24 protein-coding genes are annotated in these 24063 nt (G+C 38.1%); 10 read left to right on the top strand and 14 right to left on the bottom strand.

Annotated features, from left to right (window positions below; translation table 11 throughout):
• The first annotated feature begins 89 nt into the window (after positions 1-89).
• On the top strand, positions 90-512 hold the full coding sequence (locus tag J2S78_RS15865; protein ID WP_306900125.1) for an AhpC/TSA family protein: 423 nt from the start codon (positions 90-92) through the stop codon (positions 510-512).
• Between the two features lie 158 nt (positions 513-670).
• On the opposite strand, the gene J2S78_RS15860 is transcribed toward J2S78_RS15865, so the two are convergent.
• The gene (locus J2S78_RS15860; RefSeq protein ID WP_306900122.1) at positions 671-1225 is read right to left on the bottom strand and encodes a 3-dehydroquinate synthase II domain-containing protein; all 555 of its coding nucleotides are present in this window, start codon (positions 1223-1225) and stop codon (positions 671-673) included.
• Positions 1226-1324: 99 nt separating this feature from the next.
• Positions 1325-1525, bottom strand: a complete 201-nt coding sequence (locus J2S78_RS15855) for a hypothetical protein (protein WP_306900120.1) — start codon at positions 1523-1525, stop codon at positions 1325-1327.
• Between the two features lie 152 nt (positions 1526-1677).
• Between J2S78_RS15855 and J2S78_RS15850 the strand changes: the two genes are divergently transcribed.
• Positions 1678-2322: a superoxide dismutase family protein gene (locus J2S78_RS15850; protein WP_306900119.1), complete on the top strand. Its 645-nt coding sequence runs from the start codon at positions 1678-1680 to the stop codon at positions 2320-2322.
• Positions 2323-2388: 66 nt separating this feature from the next.
• Here J2S78_RS15850 and J2S78_RS15845 read toward each other — a convergent pair whose 3' ends face one another.
• The 4 genes from J2S78_RS15845 to J2S78_RS15830 all read right to left on the bottom strand — a co-directional run bounded on the left by J2S78_RS15845 (position 2389) and on the right by J2S78_RS15830 (position 9167).
• Positions 2389-3174, bottom strand: a complete 786-nt coding sequence (locus J2S78_RS15845; RefSeq protein ID WP_306900118.1) for a TerC family protein — start codon at positions 3172-3174, stop codon at positions 2389-2391.
• A 112-nt stretch (positions 3175-3286) separates the two neighbouring features.
• Positions 3287-5194 (bottom strand): ABC-F family ATP-binding cassette domain-containing protein, encoded by a 1908-nt coding sequence (locus J2S78_RS15840; RefSeq protein WP_306900117.1) that lies wholly within the window; start codon positions 5192-5194, stop codon positions 3287-3289.
• Between the two features lie 114 nt (positions 5195-5308).
• Positions 5309-6751: a degradosome RNA helicase CshA gene (cshA, locus tag J2S78_RS15835; protein ID WP_370871579.1), complete on the bottom strand. Its 1443-nt coding sequence runs from the start codon at positions 6749-6751 to the stop codon at positions 5309-5311.
• A gap of 241 nt (positions 6752-6992) precedes the next feature.
• Positions 6993-9167, bottom strand: a complete 2175-nt coding sequence (locus J2S78_RS15830) for a DNA topoisomerase III (protein WP_306900116.1) — start codon at positions 9165-9167, stop codon at positions 6993-6995.
• A gap of 145 nt (positions 9168-9312) precedes the next feature.
• Between J2S78_RS15830 and J2S78_RS15825 the strand changes: the two genes are divergently transcribed.
• The 5 genes from J2S78_RS15825 (at position 9313) to J2S78_RS15805 (ending at position 15041) form a co-directional block, all read left to right on the top strand.
• Positions 9313-10887, top strand: a complete 1575-nt coding sequence (locus tag J2S78_RS15825; RefSeq protein ID WP_306900114.1) for an ATP-binding protein — start codon at positions 9313-9315, stop codon at positions 10885-10887.
• 17 nt (positions 10888-10904) lie between these two features.
• The gene (locus tag J2S78_RS15820; RefSeq protein WP_306900112.1) at positions 10905-11600 is read left to right on the top strand and encodes a response regulator; all 696 of its coding nucleotides are present in this window, start codon (positions 10905-10907) and stop codon (positions 11598-11600) included.
• Between the two features lie 351 nt (positions 11601-11951).
• Positions 11952-12980 carry a tripartite tricarboxylate transporter substrate binding protein gene (locus tag J2S78_RS15815; RefSeq protein ID WP_306900111.1) on the top strand — a complete coding sequence of 343 codons (1029 nt, stop codon included), beginning with the start codon at positions 11952-11954 and terminating at the stop codon, positions 12978-12980.
• An 87-nt stretch (positions 12981-13067) separates the two neighbouring features.
• Positions 13068-13526 (top strand): tripartite tricarboxylate transporter TctB family protein, encoded by a 459-nt coding sequence (locus J2S78_RS15810; RefSeq protein WP_306900109.1) that lies wholly within the window; start codon positions 13068-13070, stop codon positions 13524-13526.
• A gap of 18 nt (positions 13527-13544) precedes the next feature.
• Complete coding sequence (locus J2S78_RS15805; protein WP_306900108.1) at positions 13545-15041, top strand: tripartite tricarboxylate transporter permease; 1497 nt, start codon at positions 13545-13547, stop codon at positions 15039-15041.
• 111 nt (positions 15042-15152) lie between these two features.
• Here J2S78_RS15805 and J2S78_RS15800 read toward each other — a convergent pair whose 3' ends face one another.
• Complete coding sequence (locus tag J2S78_RS15800) at positions 15153-15569, bottom strand: organic hydroperoxide resistance protein (RefSeq protein WP_125556787.1); 417 nt, start codon at positions 15567-15569, stop codon at positions 15153-15155.
• 181 nt (positions 15570-15750) lie between these two features.
• Between J2S78_RS15800 and ytvA the strand changes: the two genes are divergently transcribed.
• Positions 15751-16545 (top strand): YtvA family blue-light photoreceptor, encoded by a 795-nt coding sequence (ytvA, locus tag J2S78_RS15795; RefSeq protein WP_306900107.1) that lies wholly within the window; start codon positions 15751-15753, stop codon positions 16543-16545.
• Between the two features lie 152 nt (positions 16546-16697).
• Positions 16698-16898 carry a cold-shock protein gene (locus tag J2S78_RS15790; RefSeq protein ID WP_026703289.1) on the top strand — a complete coding sequence of 67 codons (201 nt, stop codon included), beginning with the start codon at positions 16698-16700 and terminating at the stop codon, positions 16896-16898.
• Between the two features lie 261 nt (positions 16899-17159).
• Here the strand turns inward: J2S78_RS15790 and J2S78_RS15785 are convergent, their stop codons facing one another.
• Together J2S78_RS15785 and recQ are read right to left on the bottom strand one after the other, a co-directional pair.
• The gene (locus J2S78_RS15785; RefSeq protein ID WP_306900105.1) at positions 17160-17306 is read right to left on the bottom strand and encodes a hypothetical protein; all 147 of its coding nucleotides are present in this window, start codon (positions 17304-17306) and stop codon (positions 17160-17162) included.
• A gap of 61 nt (positions 17307-17367) precedes the next feature.
• Positions 17368-19155, bottom strand: coding sequence for a DNA helicase RecQ (gene recQ / locus J2S78_RS15780; RefSeq protein ID WP_306900104.1), 1788 nt, complete (start codon positions 19153-19155; stop codon positions 17368-17370).
• A 150-nt stretch (positions 19156-19305) separates the two neighbouring features.
• Here recQ and J2S78_RS15775 point away from each other — a divergent pair, with 150 nt between their 5' ends.
• The gene (locus J2S78_RS15775) at positions 19306-20430 is read left to right on the top strand and encodes a PQQ-dependent sugar dehydrogenase (RefSeq protein WP_306900101.1); all 1125 of its coding nucleotides are present in this window, start codon (positions 19306-19308) and stop codon (positions 20428-20430) included.
• Between the two features lie 179 nt (positions 20431-20609).
• On the opposite strand, the gene J2S78_RS15770 is transcribed toward J2S78_RS15775, so the two are convergent.
• The 5 genes from J2S78_RS15770 to J2S78_RS15750 all read right to left on the bottom strand — a co-directional run bounded on the left by J2S78_RS15770 (position 20610) and on the right by J2S78_RS15750 (position 23945).
• Positions 20610-21179: a manganese catalase family protein gene (locus J2S78_RS15770; protein WP_306900099.1), complete on the bottom strand. Its 570-nt coding sequence runs from the start codon at positions 21177-21179 to the stop codon at positions 20610-20612.
• Between the two features lie 15 nt (positions 21180-21194).
• Positions 21195-21461, bottom strand: coding sequence for a spore coat protein CotJB (locus J2S78_RS15765; RefSeq protein WP_125556678.1), 267 nt, complete (start codon positions 21459-21461; stop codon positions 21195-21197).
• Positions 21458-21685 carry a spore coat associated protein CotJA gene (locus tag J2S78_RS15760; protein ID WP_306900097.1) on the bottom strand — a complete coding sequence of 76 codons (228 nt, stop codon included), beginning with the start codon at positions 21683-21685 and terminating at the stop codon, positions 21458-21460. Before J2S78_RS15760 ends, J2S78_RS15765 begins: the two co-directional genes overlap by 4 nt.
• A 52-nt stretch (positions 21686-21737) precedes the next feature.
• Positions 21738-22397 (bottom strand): hypothetical protein, encoded by a 660-nt coding sequence (locus J2S78_RS15755; protein WP_306900096.1) that lies wholly within the window; start codon positions 22395-22397, stop codon positions 21738-21740.
• A gap of 177 nt (positions 22398-22574) precedes the next feature.
• Entirely contained in the window at positions 22575-23945 is a 1371-nt protein-coding gene (locus tag J2S78_RS15750) for a dipeptidase (RefSeq protein ID WP_306900095.1), read from the bottom strand.
• Positions 23946-24063: the final 118 nt, after the last annotated feature.

Genomic DNA, 24063 nt, shown 5'->3' with positions numbered 1-24063 from the left:
ACCTTGAAAATATTTTAGGTAACACCCCAACGCTGGTTGTATTTCTACGGCATCCCGGCTGACCATTCTGTAGAGAATATCTTGCGCAGTTGCGCGAGAATGCCAATATTATTCAAGAAGATAAAGGAGTAAAAATTGTTCCTGTTTTTCCCGCCCTTGTCTCGTTATTATCTTCCTTTGAAGAAGCGTATGGACCCTATCCGTTTTTGCTTTATGCAGATCCAGAAAAAGATGTCTTTAAAGGCTTTGGACATCAGAATATGAATAAAGTAAAGCTTTTAAGTAAAGCAGCTGCAGGAGTAATCACTGGCCAAGTTAAACATTTACTTCCAAAAAATCCAGAGAAGAAAAAAGTTGTCAAAACTTCTATGCAAAAGTCGGATATCTATATTCAAGGGGGAACGTGGCTTTTCGACAACAATCAACAACTAAAGTGGAAACACGTTGATAAATCCCCAGAAAAACATGCCGATGTGTCAGAAATATTACATGCTATCAATCATTTTATTTAGGTTAGAAGAACTGGCTCACTTGTCAGTTCTTTTTATATAACTAATAATTTTGCAGAACGGTGTTAGACACGTATACGTACTTTAACTTGATATGACGCATTCTCAATAAGAGAAAAAAGTATAACATGGCATTTTCTCCGGTGTCTAGCGTAGTATCCTTAGTATTCGCTAATTTCTTCTTCTATTTTTTCTCCGAGGTGTCTGCCCGGTTCATCACTAAAACAACAAATACAGTCCCCTTCTTGTAACTCCTTCACGGACAATGAATCTCCATTCTCTTGAAGAAATGATACACTGTCAGCAAATTGCACCGTAACAGAAATTTTTTTGTTTTCTCCCTGTATTTCCACACGTACTAAATCACGCTTTTCCATTTTCACGCGTCCAATTGGAATTTCTTTTTCATTCACTCCGTCATAAACAAACAAATTATCTCCACCACGCAATTCTTCTAGATAACGCGTTTGACCAGCTTGAAAAAGATACTGGTGCAATCCACCAGCGTTAATTCGAAAAGAACGCGGTGGATAAGTGTTCGTTGACCTATTCTCTGATAAAACCAAAACATACCCACTTCCAGTATTTCCAACAAATACACCTTCTGTTGGAGTCAAAATATCCGCAAAATCTATACACACGCGTGTTCCTTTCCCGATATGAGTTATCTTTTCCACCGTTCCATAAGTAAATGCTTCTTTTATGTTTTTCTCCATTTTACCCTTCCTTTCGATACACTAGAACATTAATTAAATAAATAACAAGATCATCTTCAAACAAAAAACAGTACTTCTGCACATCAGGAGTACTGCTTATTAACGACCAGACGAATCTTTTTCTAACTCACGAATTATGCCTTTTTTAAATTCACGCACCATAACAGCGGCAAACAAAAACAGACATGTAATCAGTAAGTAATCTGGAATAACTACTATGTTCTGCCCAAAAGATACGAGTGTTTGAATCATCAATATAATAAACCATATGCTAGTTAAAATTTTTAATATGTTGGCCAACATTTATCACCTTATATATTTTTATGAAAATCCTTCCTTTCTTAATAGTATAACGTAAGACATGTCTCTCTTCATCTATTTTATAAAAACAACTAAAAATTATTATAAAATCTAGATAACTTGGTAAAAATGATGCACATGGAGGTGGTATAGTGATTAAAAAAAATCTATTTATCTTATTAATTGTTGCTGTTAGTGTTTTGTATGGTTGTAATACAAACAATAACGAAAATGACGAACAAAGCATTCCAACCGAAGATGCTGAAGAAGTTCTATCAGATATTGAAAATACAAATAATCAAAGTTTTGCAGAAGCTAGTATGCAGGACACTTCTGGTAACATCATCGGTAATGTACGTTTCTTTGAGAACGACAAGATGATTTTAGCGGAAGCTTTGTTTAATGAAGGAATTTCCAGCGGTTTTCATGGTTTTCATATCCATGAGACAGGCTTATGTGAACCAGAAGCAGAAGACGGACCGTTTACAACAGCAGGAGGGCACTATAATCCAGAAGGCACCTCACATGGGAGCCATCTTGGTGATATGACTGCTTTACAAGGACTTGAGGATGGATCTGCTTATCTAGTAACAGCACTCGACCGTATTAGTGCTGAGCAAATAACAAATGAAAATTTAGCCGTTATTGTTCATTCAGATCCTAATAATTTTGCTAACATTCCTGATCGTTACACTTCTTCAGAAAGCAACAGCCCTGGTCCTGATGAAGAAACGTTAAGTACAGGTGATGCAGGCTCAAGAACAGCTTGCGGTATCATACAGGCATCAAACCAATAAAATCGTAAAAAGCCCCCGCCAAAAACTAAATTGGCGCGGGAGTTTTTATTTAGAACTTAATGGATGTTACACCATTTTTTCTACATCGGCATCTTCTTTTTTATCCGATAAAAACCATCCAGCTAAAGCTATACAGACAAGTACCGTATAAAAAATGATTTTCCACATCTTTGATTCTGCAAAAGCTTCAGGCAAAAAATCTAACGCAGGATGAGATAATGTGTACACGGCAAGTTTAACACCTACCCACCCTACAATTAAAAATGCTGCAATTTCAAGGCCTGGCCGCTTATGCAATAATTTCACAAATATAGTAGCAGCAAAACGCATAATGATAACACCAATTAAGCCGCCGGTTAAGATAACGATAAACTTTCCGCCATCCATCCCTCCAATACTTGCAATCGGTGTATTTGGAAGTGTTACAGCTAATGCCACTGCTGCTAAAATAGAATCCACCGCAAACGCAATATCTGCAATTTCTACCTTTATAACAGTACCCCAAAAGCCAGCGGTTCCTACCTTTTTTCGTTCAGCTTTTTCTTCAGCCGAATCTTTTTTCTTAAACCATACTTTTCTAACAATATGATTTCCTGACATAAACAATAAATATAATGCTCCAATTGCCTGTACTTGCCACACATCAATTAAGTAGGATATGACAAATAGAGAACCAAAACGAAAGATAAAAGCGCCGGCTAAGCCATAAAACAATGCTTTTTTTCGTTGATCTTCGGGTAAATTTTTTACCATAATCGCCAAAACCAATGCATTATCTGCTGCAAGAATCCCTTCCAATAATATAAGGACAAGCAGCACCCAGCCATATTCCAATAGCAAACTTAACTCCATGGCGATCTCCCTTTTTTAGTATGTGCGATTATGTTTCCCGGATTTTTACAATAAATATGCACCAATTTCTAAAGAAGTGATGACTCATTATGATATCCTATTGTCCTGTCCTTTAATTGTGCTGATTTTGTTGATTTATCTCTTCCATTACTAACGACAATTCCGTCCATCTCTCCATTGCATACTCTAATTCTTCGTCAATTTCCTTTTCTTTTTCCATCCATTCCTGCGCTTGTTCAAAATCGCTGCCTGCTTTTTCTATTTCACCTTGTATTTGTTCTTTCCGTTTCTCTAGTTGGTCAATTTTTTCCTCCATCCCTTCCCATTCCTGTTTTTCTTTATAAGACAGTTTTTTGCGAGATTTAGGTGTGGACGAAGTGTCTTTTTCTTGTTGAGCTTTAGGCTGTTCTTCCGTTGAATTATCTTTTTTTTGATCCTCGATGAATTGAGAGTAATTTCCTTGATATCTTTCGATTCCTGTTCCTTGTTTGAAAACGAGTAAAGAATCGACAACTCGGTCAAGGAAGTATCTGTCATGAGATACCGTGATAACAACACCTGGAAATTGATCTAAATAACTTTCCAATACACTTAACGTTTGTGTATCTAAATCATTCGTTGGCTCATCCAGAAAAAGGACATTCGGTTCTTGCATTAGGACGCTGAGTAGATAAAGTCTTCTACGTTCACCACCAGATAATCTATGGATATAATTCCATTGCAAAGGGCGTGGAAAAAGAAAACGTTCTAACATTTGTTCAGCGGTAATTTCTTTTCCTTCTATTGTTTGAACAACTTCAGCAACTTCTCTAATATATTCAATCACACGTTTATTCTCATCTAAGTCTTCGTTTTCTTGAGAGTAGTACCCTATCTTTACGGTGGAGCCCTTTTCCACATATCCTTGATCTGGTTCGAATTTACCGGCAAAAATGTTTAAAAGTGTTGACTTCCCGCTTCCATTGGCACCAACAATTCCTAGACGTTCCCCCGGAGTAACTAAATAGTCAAACGAAGTAAACAGCTGAGTCGTACCAAAAGATTTTGAAATACCTACAGCTTCTATTACTTTTTTGCCAAGGCGCGTAGAACCAATAGCAAAGTCAACGTCTTGCTTTTGCGCAGGCCCTTTTTGGTTTTTTAAATTTTCAACACGATCCACTCGAGCCTTTTGTTTTGTTCCTCTTGCTTTTGGCCCTCTTTTCAGCCATGCTAACTCTGTTCGGAGAATGTTTTGCCGTTTTACTTCATCTTGTTGTTCTAAAGCTTCTCTTTCTGCCTTTTTTTCTAAAAATAATTCGTAGTTCCCGTCATATACATATAGATTGCCTTGATCTAATTCATAAATCCGATTCGTGACACGGTTTAAAAAATACCTATCATGTGTAACAAGGATTAACGCTCCCTTATAAGAGGCTAAATAACTTTCGAGCCATTCAATCGATTCGTTATCAAGGTGGTTAGTCGGCTCATCCATAATAAGAATATCAGCTGGTTGTATTAATGCTTTTGCTATAGCAACTCTTTTCTTCTGACCACCGGATAATTCTTTCACTTTTTTCGAGAAATCAGAAATACCAAGACGCATTAATACTTGTTTTGCAACAGTATTTGCTTCCCAAGCTTGATTTTCATCCATTTGCTGCTGTGCGGCAATGAACTTTTCTTGTACCTTTGTATCTTCACTGTTTTCCTCTAGTTCTTGAAGGGTCGATTCATATTTTCTCATCGTCTGCATGATAGAAGAATCACCATAATAAATTTGTTCTAAAACGCTAATATCTTCTTCCAATTCTGGTGACTGAGACAGGTATTCTATGTGTAAATGATTGGAATGGTATAAATGTCCACGTTCCGGTGTATCAATATTTGCGAGAATTTTAAGTAACGAGGATTTCCCGGTACCATTCACCCCTATTAATCCGATACGATCCCTATCTTCAACGACGAAGGAAATATCATTAAATAATATTTTATCTCCAAATGTTTGATGTAAATTTTCAGCTCTTAACAAACTCACTGAACAACCTCCTTTGGGTGAGGGAATACCACACCATATTCATAATAACATGAATGACATTATTTTTAATGTAAACAGAAAAAGCCGCCCCTTATCGGAGCAGCTTCGTTGGAGTTACGACCTTTTATTTTTTTTCGACGGGTGTGGTTTATTAGACTTACTGTAATTATTAGATCTTCTTCTGTCCGGTCTTTTTCCTTTGTTCCCATTATTGCGATGACCTGATTTATTTTTTGGACGCAAAGATGCTTCTTCTGTCAGCTGAACCGACACATTATCTGGTTCTTTCGTGTTCATTTTCACCGCTGCCGCTACTAACGTAACAGCATCATAACCATTTAAAAGTGTTTTTGCAACATTTTCTAATTCTGTTGTTTGTTCTTCCGCTGCTGTTTCCTTTAATTTGTTCACCGCTTGCTGATAGCGACCGTGCATCGCTTCTTCAAACGTCGGCATTTCATATCTTGTCATTTCTTTCTTTATGGTTTGTTCAATAAAGCGCAAATGACTGATTTCTTTAGGCGTTGAAAAACTGTAAGCTACACCCTCATTGCCTGCTCGGCCTGTACGGCCAATGCGGTGCACATAGCTCTCAGGATCTTGCGGAAGGTCGAAATTGTAAACATGAGTAACTCCTGTTACGTCCAATCCTCTTGCTGCCACGTCTGTTGCAACGAGAATGTCTATAATTCCTTTTTTAAATTTACGCAGTACTTTGTCACGTTGATCTTGCTTTAAATCACCGTGAATACCTGCCGCTGCGTAACCTCTTTGGTTTAGTGCTTCTGATAACTCATCGACTCTGCGTTTTGTTCTGCCGAATACAATCGCAAGCTCAGGTGGCGTGATATCAAGCAAGTGACATAATGTATCAAACTTTTGTTTCTCCGGAACTTCGATAAAACGTTGTTCAGTGTTTGATACAGTCATGCCTTTACTCTTCACTTTCACAACATCTGGTTCATGCATGAATTTTGACGTCACCGATTGAAGACGTTTAGGCATTGTTGCAGAAAAAAGAAGTGTCTGACGGTTGTCAGCAACCGACCCAAGTATCGTTTCGATGTCTTCAATGAAACCCATGCTCAGCATTTCATCCGCTTCATCTAAAACGACCATATTCATGTGCTCGGGCCGTATCGTTTTTCTTCGCATATGGTCCATAAATCGACCTGGTGTCGCAACAATTATTTGCGGACGACGTTTCAGTGCTTTAATTTGTCTGCTAATATCTTGTCCACCGTATACAGCCAACGATTGAACTTTTTTGAAACGTCCAAGTCTATTCAGCTCTTCAGATACTTGAATAGCCAGTTCCCTTGTTGGTGCTAAAACTAATCCTTGTGGATAGTCTGTCTCTTCTTCCATTTGTTCTATAAGAGGAATACCGAAAGCTGCTGTTTTACCAGTACCTGTTTGAGCTTGTCCAATGATATCTCGGCCCTTTTTGAACTTTGGAATAACTTCTGCTTGAATAGGGGTCGCCTCTTCAAAACCCATTTCATTAACTGCTCGTAAAATTTGTTCATCCATCTGTAATTCTGAAAACAATGTCAATATAGTATATCTCCTTTTTCTTTAATAACCGTTTAATATTATTTTTAGCGTACATGTCGTGAAATATAATGCCTCCTATAAAAAAAGTACCCCGTTTCCTAAACAGGATACAGCCCATTTCGGATTCATTCGTTTCAACTAATTAATCTTACCATAACTTGCATGAAAATTCTACTTACATTTTTATTGTCATTATAATCCCGCCCAGCACTTATATTGTTTGAGCGGGAACTCTGTGTTTTTAATCATCTTTTTTAAATTTCTTTAATGCCTCGGCTAAAGCAGGATTCGTCATTTCTTCTTGTTGTTGATTATTTAAATACTTTTTCACATCCTGCTTTGAAGCCTTATCGCGTTTTTCTTTGTTTCTTCTATCCACAAATGACGATTCCTTTTCTTTATATCCACATTTGCAAACGAATAATTTACCTTCGCCTTCTCCTCTTAACTCCATTTGTTTTTTACACTTAGGGCAACGAGCGTTTGTTATTTTGGAAATGTTCTTTTTATATCCGCAGGATTTATCTTGACACACTTTCATCTTCCCACGTTTTCCCTTCACTTCAAGCAATAACTTCCCACATTCAGGGCAAGGGGTTCCTGTAACATTGTCATGTTTAAAAGACTTTGAACTATGCTTAATATCTTCTACTACATCTGAGGCGTATTTTTTAATGTTCCCAACAAATACTTTTTTATCCAAATTCCCCTTTTCTATTTCATCTAACTGTTGTTCCCACTCTGCTGTTAACGTAGCCGATTTTAATTCATCCGGAACAAGGTCCAACAACTGTTTTCCTTTTGAAGTCAGGTGAAGAGTTTTGCCTCGTTTTTCAAGCAGAAAACTGTTTTGTAATTTTTCAATAATATCTGCTCTTGTCGCTACTGTCCCTATACCTCCTGTATTTTTTATCGTTTCTAGAAGCTCCTTATCTTCTCCTTTCATGAAACGGGACGGATTTTCCATTGCAGATAAAAGATTCGCTTCTGTTAAAGGCGATGGAGGCTTGGTTTCTCCATGTTCTACATTGCTTTTAATAATAGAAATAGAATCGTTTTCTTTCATATCAGGTAAACCTTCGTTTTGATGTTGCTTATTGTCTGTCTGATATACCTCTTTCCAACCCAGCGTTTTGACGGTTTGTCCTTTTGCGATAAAGGTTTCATTCTCGATGGTTGCTTGTACTTCTGTCTCAACACGGTGTTCAGCTGGATAAAACGCTGCAATAAAACGAGTTACGACTAATTCATATATCTTCTTTTCCTTATCGGACATATCAGGAAATTTAGGAGGTTCTTCGGTTGGAATAATAGCATGGTGATCGGTTACTTTTTTATCATTAATCATTTGTTTTGATATGGATAAGTTCTGTTTGTTAATTTTCAACACGAACTTTGAAAACGGCGGGACATCACTTGCGTTTAACCGTTCTCTCATTGTCCCTTTTAAATCAGATGACAAATAACGGGAATCTGTTCTCGGATACGTCAGTACTTTATGTACTTCATATAAACGCTGCAATGCACTCAATGTTTCCTTTGCAGAATAGCCAAAACGCTGATTACATTCTCTTTGTAGTTCTGTCAAGTCAAATAACAATGGAGGTCCCTGTTGTTTTTCCTTATTTACCACCGAAGTGATAACAGCTTTTTTATTTTTCACTTTATCTAATAACTTATCTGTTTTTTCCTTAGAAAAAGTCCGGGTGCTTCCACTTTTTTCTTCCTTCCACCAAAAGGGAACGCCATTTTCAGCTTCGGCTTTTACTTGATAATAGGTGTCCGGACGAAATTCTTTGATTTCTTTTTCTCGTTCTGCAACCATAGCTATCGTAGGTGTTTGAACTCGCCCACAGGATAGAGATGCGTTAAACTTTGTAGTCAAAGCTCTAGTCGCATTCATTCCAACATACCAATCCGCTTCTGCTCTTGCTTGAGCTGCTTTATATAAGGAAGAAAATTTTTGTCCATCATGTAGCTGTTGAAACCCTTTCTTGATTGCTTGATCGGTTACAGATGATATCCACAGACGTTTTATATTCTTTTTCACATTTGTTTTTTCTAGTACCCATCTAGCAACTAATTCTCCTTCCCTTCCAGCATCTGTCGCGATAATAACGTCCTTCACATCATTTCGATACAGCTGTTGTTTGACGGTATTAAATTGTTTCCCCGATTTTTTTATGACAGCTAATTTTAATTGTGATGGAAGCATCGGCAAGTCTTCCAAACGCCACGTTTTATATTTTGTATCATAGGTTTCCGGCTCGGCTAAAGTGACTAAGTGACCAAAAGCCCAAGTAACAATATATTTTGACCCTTCTATATATCCATTTTTTTGTTGGGTACATCCTAAGACTCTCGCAATATCTTTTCCAACAGATGGTTTTTCTGCAAGAACAATTGATTTACTCATTGATTGAAAATCCTTCCTCTTCTTTTCATGATTGATTCCATATTATCACACAATCTCATCTTTCTGTGTCGTTTATCGTTCACCTCGTGATTCATATTATGGTAGAATTTATTTAAAATGTTCTGACAAGAACGGTGAGGTCTACATGCGCGTTAGCATTCAAACAAAAATTATTATTCTAATTCTTGTCCTTATCACGTTGGTCACTGTCGTTTTATCCGGTTTCTTTGCCTACATAGAATCTCAGGACATCGAAGAGACGCTAGGTGATAAAGCACTTAGTACTGCTACATACGTTGCCGGAGCACCAACTGTACAAGAAGCATTCAATACAGAAAATCCTTCTACTATTTTGCAGCCTTATGCAGAAAGAATTCGTGAACAGTCAGGTGCAGAATTTGTTGTTATCGGAGACAAAAATGGTATTCGATATGCCCATCCAGATGAATGGAAAATTGGCAAACATATGGTGGGCGGCGATAATGATCGCGCTCTGTTAAATGGTGAATCATATATTTCTCAAGCAGAAGGAACGCTTGGCCCTTCTCTTCGTGGAAAAGCCCCTGTAAGAGATGAAGATGGCAATATTATCGGTATTATTTCTGTCGGTTTTTTAATAGAAGACTTACGTGCGACGATATTCCAGCGTATCGGTATGCTAGCTTTACTTGCTCTTGCCGCTATTGGACTAAGTACAATAGGTGCTGTTTTATTATCAAAAAGTATCAAAAAAGATATGTACGGACTCGAACCTATTCAAATTGCGACGTTGTATCAAGAACGCCAGGCCACTTTAAAAGCTATACCAGAAGGAATTATCGCCATCGATACGAACGCGAAGATTACAATGATTAACGATGCTGCCAAAGAGATGCTGCAATTTGATAAAGACGTACAAGGTACCCCCGTCAAAGATATTCTTCCTAATTCGGTGATGGAACGAGTATTACAGCATGGTCAGCCGGAATTCAACCAAGAGTTATCAATGAAGGGAAAATTATTTATTGTCAACCGAGAACCTATTTTTGATGATCACAGAATTGTCGGTGTCGTTGCTACTTTTCGTGACAAAACTGAAATGATGGAGATGGCTAACACCCTTTCTGATATTAAAAAGTATTCTGATGATTTGCGTTCTCAAAATCATGAATATTCGAATAAACTTTATGCGTTAGCTGGTTATTTACATTTAGGGCGGATTAATGATGCGATTAACTTAATTAACGAAGAAACAAGGATACAAAAAAGACAAACAACCGTCTTATTCCATCAAATAAAAGATGCAGCTGTGCAGGCTATTCTTACTGGAAAATCCGGTCGCGCCTCAGAACGAAAAATTAATTTTGAAATTGATGAAACAAGCCAATTAGAACCCTTGCCCGCTCATATTAGTCAAACACAATTGATTTCTATACTCGGCAATGTGATTGACAATGCGATGGATGCATCGTTACACAATGAGAATCCAACCGTGTCGTTTTTTGTGACAGATATCGGTCATGACATCATTTTTGAAATAACTGATAACGGTCCTGGTCTGCCTACAGACCTTACTGCAATGATGGAAAAAGGATTTTCCACAAAACACGGACAAAATGAACGTGGATATGGATTAGCCATAATAAGGGATACAATAGAAGAACTTGACGGTATGCTAGAGTTCGAAACTATTGGAGAAAGCGGCGCTATTTTTTCTGTTTATCTACCTAAAGAAATATAAAAAAGGAGTACCATCTTATGATTAACGTAGGAATTGCAGAAGATGATTTTCGAATTGCTTCGATACATCAGGAACTTGTTAATCGAGTCGGTGACTTCACTTGCAAGCACCAGGCGCTGAATGCAAGTGAAACGATGACAATGCTTGAACAACAGCCTATAGACCTACTATTGCTCGATATTTATATGCCTGATGCACTCGGGACAAATTTATTAAGTAACATACGTGAAACCTTTCCTTCTGTCGATATCGTGATTATATCAGCTTCTACAGATACAGAACATGTTCAAAAATCACTTCGTTATGGTGTATTTGATTATATTATCAAGCCGGTATCGCTCAAGCGGCTTGAGAAAACGTTGCAAGAATATCAGTTATTTCAGAAACAACTAAACGAAACGAATGAAATGACACAAGATCATATAGACAAATTAACATCTTTTCGTTCTCCTTCAGGCGACACAGTCTCCTCAAACGGTGATGAATTAGATCAACTCCCTAAAGGAATTGATTCTCTTACACTGCAAACCGTTCGTCAAGAATTAGAAAAAACAGAAGACGGAGTCACGGCTGAAGAAATGGGGAAATATTTAGGTGCATCGCGTACGACAGCCAGACGCTACCTTGAGTTTTTGATTTCAAAAAACCAAGCCGAGGCAAAACCTATATACGGAATAGTCGGTAGACCAGAAAGAAAATATTTTAATACCTAAGAAAAGAGCAAGCGCCCTGAAAGTCGACGTCGTTTCTGGACCTACGCACGAGACTGCCCACAATCCGGAGTTTTCCGGGTTTTTTTAATGAGAAATTATAAAATAACGTGTCTTTGAAGAAGCTACCTAATGAAATTTTACTAGCGAAACCGCACGTTTACTTTCAAAACATTATTTAATACTTGCTAAATTACTACCATTACTGGCCGACTTTCCCCTTCCTATTAAATTTCTGTGAACAAAATGAACTTTATTATATTTTTTGTTTTTTATACAGGTTATTTTGAAAACGGTTACAAATTTAAGAATATTTTTTATCATGAAGTTATCAATTAAAGGGGGAATTTCATTATGAAGAAAACATGGCTATTATTCTTAGCTCTTTTTACAATGATAGTACTTGCTGCCTGTGGCAGTGCTGACTCAAGTAGTGACGAAGAAGAAAGCGCTTCCGGTTCTTCGGACGAAAATTGGAAACCAGATCAATCGATTGAAATCGTTGCTCCATCAAGTGCTGGTGGCGGCTGGGATACAACTGCAAGAATGGCCGCTGAAGGATTTGAAGAGGAAGGAATAATTGATCAAGGTCTTGGTGTTGTTAACAAAGAAGGAGGAGGCGGAGCTATCGGTTGGTCTTACGTCGCCGAAAAATCTGGAAATCCGCATCATCTGTTTGTCGGATCTCCACCGCTTTTATTGGTTCCTTTAAATGGGCAGTCCGAATATGGTTATGAAGATTTTACACCGCTTGCTAATATGATTTCTGATTACGGAGCATTTGCGGTTCGTGAAGATGCTTCTTGGGACAATCTTAATGAATTGTTTGACGATATGAAAGATAATCCTGATGATATTACGGTTATCGGAGAATCTTCACCAGGAAGTATGGATCATATCCAATTTGTAAAAATCGCAAAAGCAGCAGGCGTTGACCCGAAATCAGTTAAATATGTTTCTGCTCAAGACGGAAGCACCATGACAAACCTGTTAAACGGAAACGCAGATGTTTATTCTTCCGGTGTGACAGAAACGATTGAACAGGTTCGAGCTGATAAAATCAGGGTGCTTGGCGTAACATCAGAAGAACGTATGGAGGGAGACGTTGTTGAAGACTTCCCTACTGCAAAAGAACAAGGCATTGATGAAACATTCGTTAACTGGAGAGGGTTCTTCGGACCTCCCGATATGAGCGAAGCGGAAATTGCTTACTATGAAGAAAAGTTTGCAGAATTAAATGAGTCTGAACATTGGCAAGAAACACGCGAAAAGTTCGCCTGGAATGAAATGTACATGGAGAGCGAAGAATACAAGGAATTTTTAAGTGAAGAAAAAGAATCCATGCAAGAGTTATTGAACGAATTAAACATTCAAGGTGAATAACGGTGCGAAAAGTCGTGGTCTCTTATTTAATAAGACCACGACTTCCTAGCATTGTTTATCAGTCATCAATGATTGGAGGATTGAAATATGTTAAAACCAATTCACAGAAAAGTTAGTCTTGTACTTATTGCTCTTGCCGTTTTTTATTTATATTTAGCTTTTCAACTGCAAAGTTTTGGAAATGGACCTATTGGTACGGATACTATGCCAAAAGCGTTGGGTTTTCTCCTTATTTTATTAAGCGTTCTACTATTCTTTACAAAGGATAAAGAAACAGAAGAAGAAAAAAAGAAACGCCATATCCCAAAAGACGATGTCATAAAAATACTAGGAGTTCTCGTCATTACTTTCGGTTATATATTTTTCCTTGAACGTTTAGGTTTTATTCTTGTATCTTTTTTATTTATTTATAGTTGTAGTTTATTTCTCGGGTATCAAAAACACATTGCAAATCTTATCGTATCTTTTGTTTTTCCTACTGTACTTTACAGTGTGTTCACAATATTACTCGGAATCAATTTACCTTCGGGGGTTATTCCGTTTTAGAAAGGAGGACATTATCTTATGGGATCTTTAGAAGGAATATTCAGCGGAGTTCAGCTGGCATTTAGTTTTCAAGGAATTTTGTTTGTCTTTCTTGGTGTCATGGCAGGAACGTTAATTGGAATGATGCCTGGTCTCGGTCCAATAAGTGCTATTGCCATTATGATCCCGTTAACATACAACATGGATCCTCCTATTGCATTAGTGCTTATGGCAGGTGTATATTACGGGGCTGTATTTGGAGGATCCACCTCGTCTATTCTTTTAAATGCTCCTGGAATTTCAGGAACCGTTGCCACTTCATTTGACGGCTATCCAATGGCACAACGTGGAGAAGCGGGAAAGGCTCTTGCGATTGCGGCTATTTCCTCGTTTGTTGGCGGAACCATCAGCGTTATCCTATTAATGCTTTTTGCTCCTATGCTTTCAAGTATTGCAATTGTGTTCGGTCCACCTGAATACTTCGCATTAATGGTACTTGGCCTTACGGCTATTTCCAGCTTAGCAGACGGTTCTACGATTAAAGCACTTATATCTGCTGTTGTAGGTATGATGGCTGTTACCATTGGAATCGATACACAAACCGGTACGACACGTTTCACATTCGGAAATCCTAATCTTCTCGAAGGGATAGATTTCCTTGTCGTTGCCCTTGGTTTATTTGCACTGGCAGAAGTATGTGCATTAATTATTAACCGCAAACAAACAACTGGAAAAAATGATTCGATTGGAAGTTTGAAACTTTCAAAAAGCGATTTTAAAGACATGAGCGGTCCAATGGGGAGACAATCTTTCTTAGGTTTTATTTTAGGTATTTTACCTGGAGCTGGCGCAACCATTGCCTCTTTCATCGGTTACATTACAGAAAAAAAGATAACAAAAAAACCAGAAGAATTTGGTAAAGGGGCTGTTCGAGGAGTCTCTGCTCCTGAAACAGCAAATAATGCCGCTACAAGTGGTGCTTTTGTGCCATTACTAAGTTTAGGTATACCCGGATCAGGGACAACCGCCGTTTTATTAGGTGCTTTGTTAGTGATGGATATCCAGCCTGGCCCTTTGTTAATGACTGACCAACCTGAATTATTCTGGGGAGTTATTGTCAGTATGTATATCGGTAACATGTTTCTACTGATATTAAATCTTCCTTTAATACCTTATATCGCAAAAATACTTTCGATTCCGCGTCCTATGCTTGTATCATTAGTTATCATGTTTAGCATGATTGGGGTCTATTCAATCAGCTTTAACGTATTCGATTTATATTTATTGCTTATTTTTGGTGCCCTCGGTTACATTATGCGTCTACTCAAGTTTCCACCGGCCCCATTCATTCTCGCTTTTATCCTTGGCGGTATGATGGAAGAATCATTTAGACAAGCCATGACTATGTCAAACAACGATATAACGATTTTCTTCACTCAACCTATTGCACTAGGCATGTTGATTGTTGGATTTCTTTCCTTTATCGTACCGATTTTACAAAGTCTTCGGCAGAAAAATAAGAATGCTGTTGAGTAACAAGAAAAGCGCAAATCGCCTAAACGTGGAAGACTAAGCAAAGAATAAGAACCTGTTGGACACATCACAATTGGATTGTCCAACAGGTTCTTTTAATGTATTACCCCATAATTATTTTGCTTCGGTGTTAATCGTTACTTCAATATTTCCGCGAGTCGCCTTGGAATACGGGCAGACTTGATGAGCAGCAGCAGTTAATTCCTCTGCTTCTTCTTGCGAAACACCTTTTACTTCTACATTAAGCTCCACCGCTATTTTAAATCCATTGTCACCTTCATCTTTTAAAAGACTAACGGCTCCATCCACTTTTGACTCAATCTCTTTGTTCTGGTTTTTTGCTACAAGATTTAGAGCTCCATCGTAGCAAGCTGAATAACCAGCAGCAAATAACTGTTCAGGATTCGAGCCTGTTTCTGAGGAAGATCCCGGCGTGATAAGATTTAAATCAATCAAACCATCTTCTGATCTAACATGTCCGTCTCTTCCACCGTGTGCTGTTGCTTTTGCTGTAAAAATAGCCATATTTATCACCTTTTCTAAAAAAATTTTTTGTTATGATGAATCATAGGTGCTCAATATTGTTATTCCTCTAAAGGAGGTTATTTTAAACATTACTTTTCATTTTATTTTTCCATACAGAAAATAATTCTTCATTCGACAAGTTCTGATATAATGGAAATAGTAAATTTTTAAAGGAGTCTGTATTTGTATGTCTAAGCCAGTAACTTATCCCCCTTCCACTGATTTGTTGATAAAAGCAATGGATTCAACACGAGTAGGGGTTATTATTACAGATCCAGATCAAGAAGATAATCCCATTATTTATGTTAACGAGGGATTTGTTCAATTGACAGGCTACTCTCCAGATGAAATCATCGGAAAAAATTGCCGCTTTCTACAAGGAACACAAACAGATCATGGAACTGTTGCAAACATCCGGCTTGCCATTTCTCAACAAAAGGCTGTTTCAGCAGAGATTCTCAACTACCGGAAAGACGGTTCACTATTTTGGAACGAACTTCACATTGACCCAATATACGTTGAAGAAGAAAATAAATATTATTTCATAGGTGTTCAAAAAGATATAACGAAACAAAAACACGCTGAAGAACGTGCTAACGCATATAACAAAGAGATTAATTTAATGTCCGCTCCAATTGTGCCTATTATAGACAACGTTTTCGCATTACCTATTATTGGAAACGTTGATGAAGATCGGCTAAAAATCATTTTTAATCATGTAACAGAAATGATTCATTCATCCGATGTGGAAACATTGATTCTTGATTTATCTGGATTAAACAACCTTGATGATGAAATCATGAAAGGTTTATTTAATCTTAATGATTTAGTTAAATTATTAGGAGCAGAACTCATTATAACTGGTGTAAACCCCGATATTGCAGTGAAATCAAAGTCTTTGGATATCTCATTAAGTAACCTTCAAACGTATTCCACAATCAAACAAGCCGTAAAAGCTAAACAGAAAAAAAGTCATTTATAAATTTTATTACTAAAGGGCTTGCATTAATTTTGAAAGCATGATATCATGAACTTGCTATTTTGTCACCTAAGGTTAATCGAAATTAACCATAGCGTTTAGCAAGATAAGTAATTTATTTTGTGCGTGTAGAGAATCGCACACAGGAGGATCACATGGAACAAGGAACAGTTAAATGGTTTAACGCAGAAAAAGGATTTGGTTTTATCGAGCGCGAAGGTGCAGATGACGTATTTGTTCACTTCTCCGCTATTCAGGAAGAAGGATTCAAAACACTAGAAGAAGGTCAACAGGTGAGCTTCGAAATCGTTGAAGGCGACCGTGGCCCACAAGCTGCTAACGTAAACAAACAATAAATCGCACCATTCATATCAAAAGAACTCTCTTTATAGAGAGTTCTTTTTTGTATATTTGGAGATACTACAATTGAAATGGATAATTTCTCAATATACAGTGATTGTCTGTAACATGAAAACAACATAGGTGATGATATATGATCATCCATTGTTATAAGGAGTCATTGCCTAGAAATCCACTCTTATTGTTACCACCGTTAAAAAAACAAGCTGATATTTACCGAGAGATGATAAATAAATCAGCCTGTTTATTATTTAGCATTAATCTTTATGAAAGTAATCCGAGAATAATGTCATAAAAGCTTGTGCAATTTCAACCGATTGAAATGCCATTAAGCTTAAAGCTGTTATAGAAAAAATTCCGACCACAAATATTCTCGCATGCTGTAAAGCGTGAAGTATTACCATATTATCTCCTCCTATTCATTCCATCATACTCCTGTATTGGAACATTGAAAAGAAATAGTAACTACACTTTTTCCTGCTGAGTTTCTGTTTTATACCGTTTCATTACTTCTAAAAATTCGTGCCCAAACGTTTCTAATTTTTGCTGGCCAATTCCTTTAATTTTCAGCATTTCTCGTTCACTTTCAGGCAAATACGTACATAATTCTTTTAATGTTTGATCAGAAAAAACCATATATGGCGCAATTTCATGTTGTTTTGCAAGAGATAACCTGAGCTGCCTCATCTCTTCAAATAACGGGTCTTCGTTAGAGATTGTTTTTGCAACGAGCGTCTCTTTTTTCATCACTTTAGCTTTCCCTTGGAGGACATCAAGCGCCCGATTCGCAAGTTTTAAGACAGGATAGGCTCCTTCAGACAAAGCTAAGTACTCATGAGCCACTAAAAAATCAATAAATTCTGTAACGTTTTTTTGTGGTTGTTTTTTTAACAATCCATACGTAGATAAAGTGTTTAAACGAAATTGACGAATTTTTTGATTGGATGATCCAGTGAGAACTTGAGTCACTAATGTCTTTCCGTATCGTTCTCTCATCCGCTTCACACAAGAAAAAACCATTTGAGCATCCCTTGTCACATCTTGCAGAGAACGATTATCTGTACAATGCAGACATATTCCACAAGATTCTTCTGCTACATCCCCAAAATAAGAAAGAATTTGATTTTGCAAACAATCCTCGGAGTGGCAATAATTCACCATTTGTCTCAACTTTTGATATTCATTTTCCTTTCGTTTATCATCCATACGCGATTGATCAATCAAAAATTGATGAGTTTGTATATCTTGAGGGGCAAATAACAAGACGCAATCACTTTCCGCTCCATCTCTACCTGCCCTTCCTGCCTCTTGATAGTATGACTCTATATTCCTTGGCATTTGGGCATGAAGGACAAAACGAACATTGGACTTATTAATCCCCATACCAAAAGCGGTGGTTGCGACCATAACATCCACCTCATCATAGACAAACCGTTCTTGCCCCGACGCTCTTTCATCAGCCCCCATTCCTCCATGATATTTTTCTGCCTGTATATTTTCTTTTTCTAGACGTTGATGCAATCGTTCCACTTCTTTACGTGTTGTCGCGTAAATAATGCCCGGCTGGCCTCGATGTTTTTTTACATAATCTATAGTATATGCATCTCGATCTTGTCCCTTTATTACGGAAAATGTAAGATTTTTTCGAGCGAAACCAGTTTTTACAACATCTTCATCCGGAATAGACAGCGCCCTGCAGATGTCGGTTGCCACTTGTGGCGTTGCTGTAGCAGTTAATGCAAGAACAGATATATCCTTTCCAACGAAATCAAGGAATTTCGGTATATCCATATAACTTGGTCGAAAATCATGTCCCCATTGTGATAAACAATGGGCTTCATCTATCGCAATAAGTGAAACAGGCACGTTTTTAAGTTGTTTTAAAAATTCGGTATGTCCCAATCTTTCTGGTGCTAAATAAAGTAGGCTGTATTCTTTATTTTGCAATCCTTTCATACGATCCCTTGTTTCTTCATAAGAAAGAGAGCTGTTAATATATGTCGCTGATATTCCCGCTTCCCGTACTTCGTCCACTTGGTCTTTCATTAAAGATATCAACGGAGAGATAACAATGGTAATGCCATCATGTATAAGCGAAGGGATTTGATAGCAGACAGATTTTCCACCGCCTGTTGGCATAATTCCCATGACTCTTTTATGTTGCAGTACTTTATCTATTATTTTTTCCTGTCCATCCAGGAAACGGTCATATCCAAAATATTGTCTTAAATGTTCTTCCGCTTCTTTCAGCATAGCTTGCCTCCTAGTAAACTACGATACGCTATTTTTCATTATACCTTCGTTTTCTTGCGTGAGAAAGGTGTTCATTTTTGGTTTCGAGATTAGACATCCGTTGTAACGGGAATCATAGATATTACTATACCAGAAACGGAGGATGTTGTTTTGTTTAAATATCTATCTTTCTACTATTTACTTCCGATTTTTCTTATCATTACAGCTTGTGGATCAGAAGAAGAAATGAGAGAAAACGAATCGAATATGAGCGATCAACAAACAAATGATAGTAGTCAACCAGAAACATCATCAGAAAGTTTTTCTGTTGAAACGGTTGCGACAGAACTTAATGTTCCTTGGGCCATTCAATTTCATGACGATTATTTTTATGTGACCGAACGTAATGGTACCATTGCACGTATTGATGAAAACGGAACAGTACACCGACAAAATGTTGAAAGCACGGAAGAAATCGCAAGCAACGGTGAAGGTGGATTGCTCGGTTTTCAACTCGATCCGAATTTTTCAGAATCACAGAAAGCTTACTTATATCACAGCTATCAACAGAATAATTCTATATTCAATCGAATCATTGCTGTAACAAAACAAGGCGAAAGCTGGGTCGAAGAGGAGATATTACTTGATAACATTCCCGGATCGCAAATTCACAATGGCGGTCGATTAAAAATCGGTCCTGACGGGTTTCTTTATGCGACAACGGGGGATGCGAACATGGAAGATAAATCCCAACAAACCGATGATTTTGCCGGAAGTATTTTAAGAATGACCCTTGATGGCAGCGTTCCTGACGACAACCCCATCGATAATTCATACGTCTATTCTTACGGGCATCGAAACCCTCAAGGTCTTGGCTGGAATGAAGATAACCAACTATACAGTTCTGAACACGGTTCCTCAGCACATGATGAAATAAACCACATTCAACCCGGGGAAAACTATGGCTGGCCTGTCATCACTGGAGACGAGGAACAAAACGATATGGAAACTCCACTCTTACACTCTGGAAGTGACACTTGGGCTCCTTCCGGCAGCACATTTGACAGTAACAATGATTTTTATGTAACCGGATTACGCGGCACACAACTTATGCGAATCGATGTGGAAGAGGAAACAATGGAAGTCGTTTTTTCGGGGGAAGGTCGATTGAGAGATGTGTTCATTAGAGATGAGGATATGTATGTCATCACAAACAACAGAGATGGACGCGGGAATCCTGATGAAAACGACGACCAGCTGCTCAAACTGAGTCATTTTGAAAATCATAGCGAGTAGAGGAAACACTGAAAAAACAAAGCGGACCGGTACTCATATATATGTACAGACAGCAACAACTAGGTTGGTTAGTAAATTATGTTAAAACCACCTGTAGTATCGGAATAAACGTATACTCTCCTGCTCATGATTATAAAAAAGGGACCTCATGAGCAAATGCCCATAAGCCCCTTCATTCGTTAAAATATTTTTTGCCGGTCTCTCTCTTCTTTTAAAATTTCAACGGCTTCTCTAAATCGTTGCGAATGAACGATTTCACGTTCTCGCAAAAACTTTAAGCCGTCATTCAGATCCGGATCATCCGACATGTCAATGATCCATTGATACGTAGCACGAGCTTTTTCCTCAGCTGCAATATCTTCATACAAATCAGCAATAGGATCACCTTTTGCATTAATGTACGAAGCCGTCCAGGGAACACCTGCTGCATTTTCATAATACAAGGCGTTATCGTGATTAGCATAATGGGCCCCTAATCCGGCCTCTTTCATCTGATCAGCGGTTGCATCTTTTGTCAATTTAAACACCATCGTCGCAATCATTTCAAGATGGGCAAACTCTTCTGTTCCAATGTCTGTAAGTAATCCAATCACTTCATCCGGAATCGAATAACGCTGATTTAAGTATCGAAGAGCAGCGGACAATTCCCCATCCGCTCCGCCATACTGCTCAATCAGAAACTTAGCAAGCATCGGGTTGCAAGTACCTACTTTCACCGGGTATTGCAGCTTTTTTTCATATACCCACATAAAAAGCCTCCTTTTCTATAATTGCCATGGCCAAGGGGCTTCATTCCAATTCCAAGGATAGCCGCTATAACTGTTCCCAAATTGCTGTAACGGTCCCAAATACTGCTCTACCTGAGGTACTAATTGATGACGGTAATATGCAGCTTCATTAAATTGTTGAATCGCCGCTGTATCATTAGGATGAGTATCCAAATAAAGCGTTAGTTCCACCAATACAAAATCAACAACTTGCAATTCTTCCATTAACGGATAAAATTCTTTTGGGAGCTGTTTTTGACTCATGCTTCTTCCCTCCCCCAATATCTTCCATTGTACGGAGAAAATAAAGCCGGCCACAGTGTTCCGCAATACAAAGCTTGCTGTGGTTTATACTGTGGTAACCCGTAAGGTTGAAAACCGAGGTAAAGTTGGGGCGGGGTTTCATATGATTTCACTCTAATAGGGGGACAAGGATTAAATGGACTGATGTAAGGGCGGTAATACTTTCGCTGCGTAAAGTCGCTCATGCTGATACCTGCCTTTTTCATCTGAATTACTACATTCTATGCCGATGCCAGCTTATTTAGAAGAACGATTCCACTTTTCTTTTCCTTTCTTTATCCATGTTTGAATCCACTGTGATTGGTATAATACATCAAATAAAGTGCTAATGATTAAACCATAAAGAACGACACCTAAAATACTAAGTATAACGAGTAGAAATTGCCCGACTCCCGTCACAGGTTCAAAATTAGATCTTCCAAAAAAAATCAAGGAAAGCAGGCTGCTCGAAAAAGCGTCCCAGTACCCTTTTAATTCCGGTTCTAAATGGTTTAGAGGGATAATGGTGATAAACAATAATCCAAACGTCATGGTTACAACAACAATAAGATTCTGCTGCTTCAAAAATCGAATAAACGGCATCGTATAATACTTTGTTATTGTTTTTAACCGTAGTAAATGTAAAATTCGCGCAAAACGCGCAAACTGAAAAATCGCATCCAACGGAATAATCGCAATCACTAAGAATGGATTAGCTTTAATGAACCCCCATTTATCTTCGCTTTTGTAAAAACGGATTACAAAATCAACAAAGAATACCCCCCATGTCCCCCAAATGAGGTAATTGTCCATACCGGTGTCATACCATAAGGTTCCAATCGATAGTGCGGCTAAAAGCACCATAAACGTTTCGTATGTTATATCCATTTTAGAACGATCTTGAACGGTAGAACTCATGAAGGCGCACTACTTTCTATGATAAAATCTATTTTTCTCTTTTTTTATTTTATCATTGATGCTTCTGAATACAACGTCAAAAAAGGCGGACATAGTAGCTATTGATTTTGGAAAAATGATCCATATAAACAACCTGTTGAAAAACTGATTATTGTTTCCAACAGGTTGTTTTTGATATTAGATAGAGCAATCACTTAATTCATGTAATAACTGCACAAACACCTTTTGTCCTTTCTCAAATTGACTTAGTCTATAAAATTCATTCGGAGCATGCATTCCTTCATCAAACACGGAAAAGCCTAACTGCAACGTATGCACTCCAATATGTTGTTCTAACAAACCTGTAATAGGAATAGAACCTCCAATTCTTAATTTAGCAGGGGTTTTCTTTTCTACAGTCCAAACAGCCTGCTCTATCGCTTTTAAACCGGGATGATCATAAGGGAGCATATAAGGATGAGCTTTACCGGCCAATGGAATGATTTTAGTCTGAACTTCTTTTGGTGCGTGTGCTTCAACATGGCTTCGAAGCTTCTCTATTATTTCTTCCGGCGTTTGATTTGGCACTAGTCGACAGGTCACTTTTGCATGTGCTTCAGCCGGTATTACCGTTTTCACCCCCATGCCTTGATATCCGCTCCACATTCCATTTATATCAACAGTAGGACGTGTCAGTGTTTGTTCTCCAACCGTATAATCCGGCTCTCCGACTGTGTTATAAACACCTGCTGATTTCTTAAAATCTTCTATCCCCGATTGACTTTGATTTATATCTGCTCGCTCTTCTTCACTTCTTTCTTCTACCTGCTCATAAAAGCCGTCTATCGCTATCTTACCGTCTTTAGTTTTCATCGAATCCAAAATAGTCGCAAGAGCTTGAGCTGCATTAGGTACCGCTCCTCCATATAAACCGGAGTGAAGATCACCGTCTGCGCTTTGAACGTCTATTTGCACGCCTGCTAACCCGCGTAAGCTTACCATAGTGGCAGGTTGTTCTTCCTGCATTTGTCCAGAGTCAGCACTTACAGCTAAGTCAGCCGTTAGTAATGATTTATGTTGTTCCATAAAATCCGCAAGAGACGGACTACCGATTTCTTCTTCTCCCTCAAATAAAAATTTTACATTTACCGGTATTTCCCCCTTTTCTGTCAGCCAGGCTTCGCATGCTATGATTGGAAGTAGAACGTTGGCTTTCATATCAGTGGCACCGCGCCCATAAATACGTCCGTTTTCAATGTGAGGTTCAAATGGAGAATACTCCCATAACTCTAGCGGTTCAGCCGGTTGTACGTCATAATGACCATAAAACAGTACAGTCGGTTGATCTAAAGCATGAAGCCAATCTCCATAAACAATTGGGTGTCCCTTTGTCTCCATTGCCTTCACATTTTCCAATCCTGCCATTTGTAATCGCGAGGATACCCATTCTGCCGCCTGTTCCACATCTCCTTTCTTTTCCGGTAACGTGGAAACACTTGGAATACTTAAAAATTCTTCTAATTCTTCAACAAAACGCTTCTGATTTTTATCTAAAAAAGAATCATTCATTTCTTCCCCCTCCTTTATATTTTGTACCATACAAGTGATGTTTGTATCCTACCTAGTTGTATTTTTCATTCACTCTCTTCAGTACATCATATATTCAGCTGTGGCCGTATATCAAGTT

Origin of the sequence: Salibacterium salarium (genome assembly GCF_030813635.1) — a bacterium.
GTDB classification, from domain to species: domain Bacteria; phylum Bacillota; class Bacilli; order Bacillales; family Marinococcaceae; genus Salibacterium; species Salibacterium salarium.
The sequence above is the reverse complement of the archived record's forward strand: the minus strand, read 5'-3'. Positions and strand labels throughout refer to the sequence as shown.

Coding starts and splice junctions, on each gene's coding strand:
- J2S78_RS15785 (WP_306900105.1), bottom strand. CDS start 17,306: ATGGTAATACTTCACGCTTTACAGCATGCGAGAATATTTGTGGTCGGA.
- J2S78_RS15825 (WP_306900114.1), top strand. CDS start 9,313: ATGCGCGTTAGCATTCAAACAAAAATTATTATTCTAATTCTTGTCCTT.
- J2S78_RS15790 (WP_026703289.1), top strand. CDS start 16,698: ATGGAACAAGGAACAGTTAAATGGTTTAACGCAGAAAAAGGATTTGGT.
- J2S78_RS15860 (WP_306900122.1), bottom strand. CDS start 1,225: ATGGAGAAAAACATAAAAGAAGCATTTACTTATGGAACGGTGGAAAAG.
- J2S78_RS15755 (WP_306900096.1), bottom strand. CDS start 22,397: ATGAGTTCTACCGTTCAAGATCGTTCTAAAATGGATATAACATACGAA.
- J2S78_RS15770 (WP_306900099.1), bottom strand. CDS start 21,179: ATGTGGGTATATGAAAAAAAGCTGCAATACCCGGTGAAAGTAGGTACT.
- recQ (WP_306900104.1), bottom strand. CDS start 19,155: ATGCTGAAAGAAGCGGAAGAACATTTAAGACAATATTTTGGATATGAC.
- J2S78_RS15810 (WP_306900109.1), top strand. CDS start 13,068: ATGTTAAAACCAATTCACAGAAAAGTTAGTCTTGTACTTATTGCTCTT.
- ytvA (WP_306900107.1), top strand. CDS start 15,751: ATGTCTAAGCCAGTAACTTATCCCCCTTCCACTGATTTGTTGATAAAA.
- J2S78_RS15815 (WP_306900111.1), top strand. CDS start 11,952: ATGAAGAAAACATGGCTATTATTCTTAGCTCTTTTTACAATGATAGTA.
- J2S78_RS15845 (WP_306900118.1), bottom strand. CDS start 3,174: ATGGAGTTAAGTTTGCTATTGGAATATGGCTGGGTGCTGCTTGTCCTT.
- J2S78_RS15805 (WP_306900108.1), top strand. CDS start 13,545: ATGGGATCTTTAGAAGGAATATTCAGCGGAGTTCAGCTGGCATTTAGT.
- J2S78_RS15760 (WP_306900097.1), bottom strand. CDS start 21,685: ATGAGCGACTTTACGCAGCGAAAGTATTACCGCCCTTACATCAGTCCA.
- J2S78_RS15830 (WP_306900116.1), bottom strand. CDS start 9,167: ATGAGTAAATCAATTGTTCTTGCAGAAAAACCATCTGTTGGAAAAGAT.
- J2S78_RS15820 (WP_306900112.1), top strand. CDS start 10,905: ATGATTAACGTAGGAATTGCAGAAGATGATTTTCGAATTGCTTCGATA.
- J2S78_RS15750 (WP_306900095.1), bottom strand. CDS start 23,945: ATGAATGATTCTTTTTTAGATAAAAATCAGAAGCGTTTTGTTGAAGAA.
- J2S78_RS15765 (WP_125556678.1), bottom strand. CDS start 21,461: ATGAGTCAAAAACAGCTCCCAAAAGAATTTTATCCGTTAATGGAAGAA.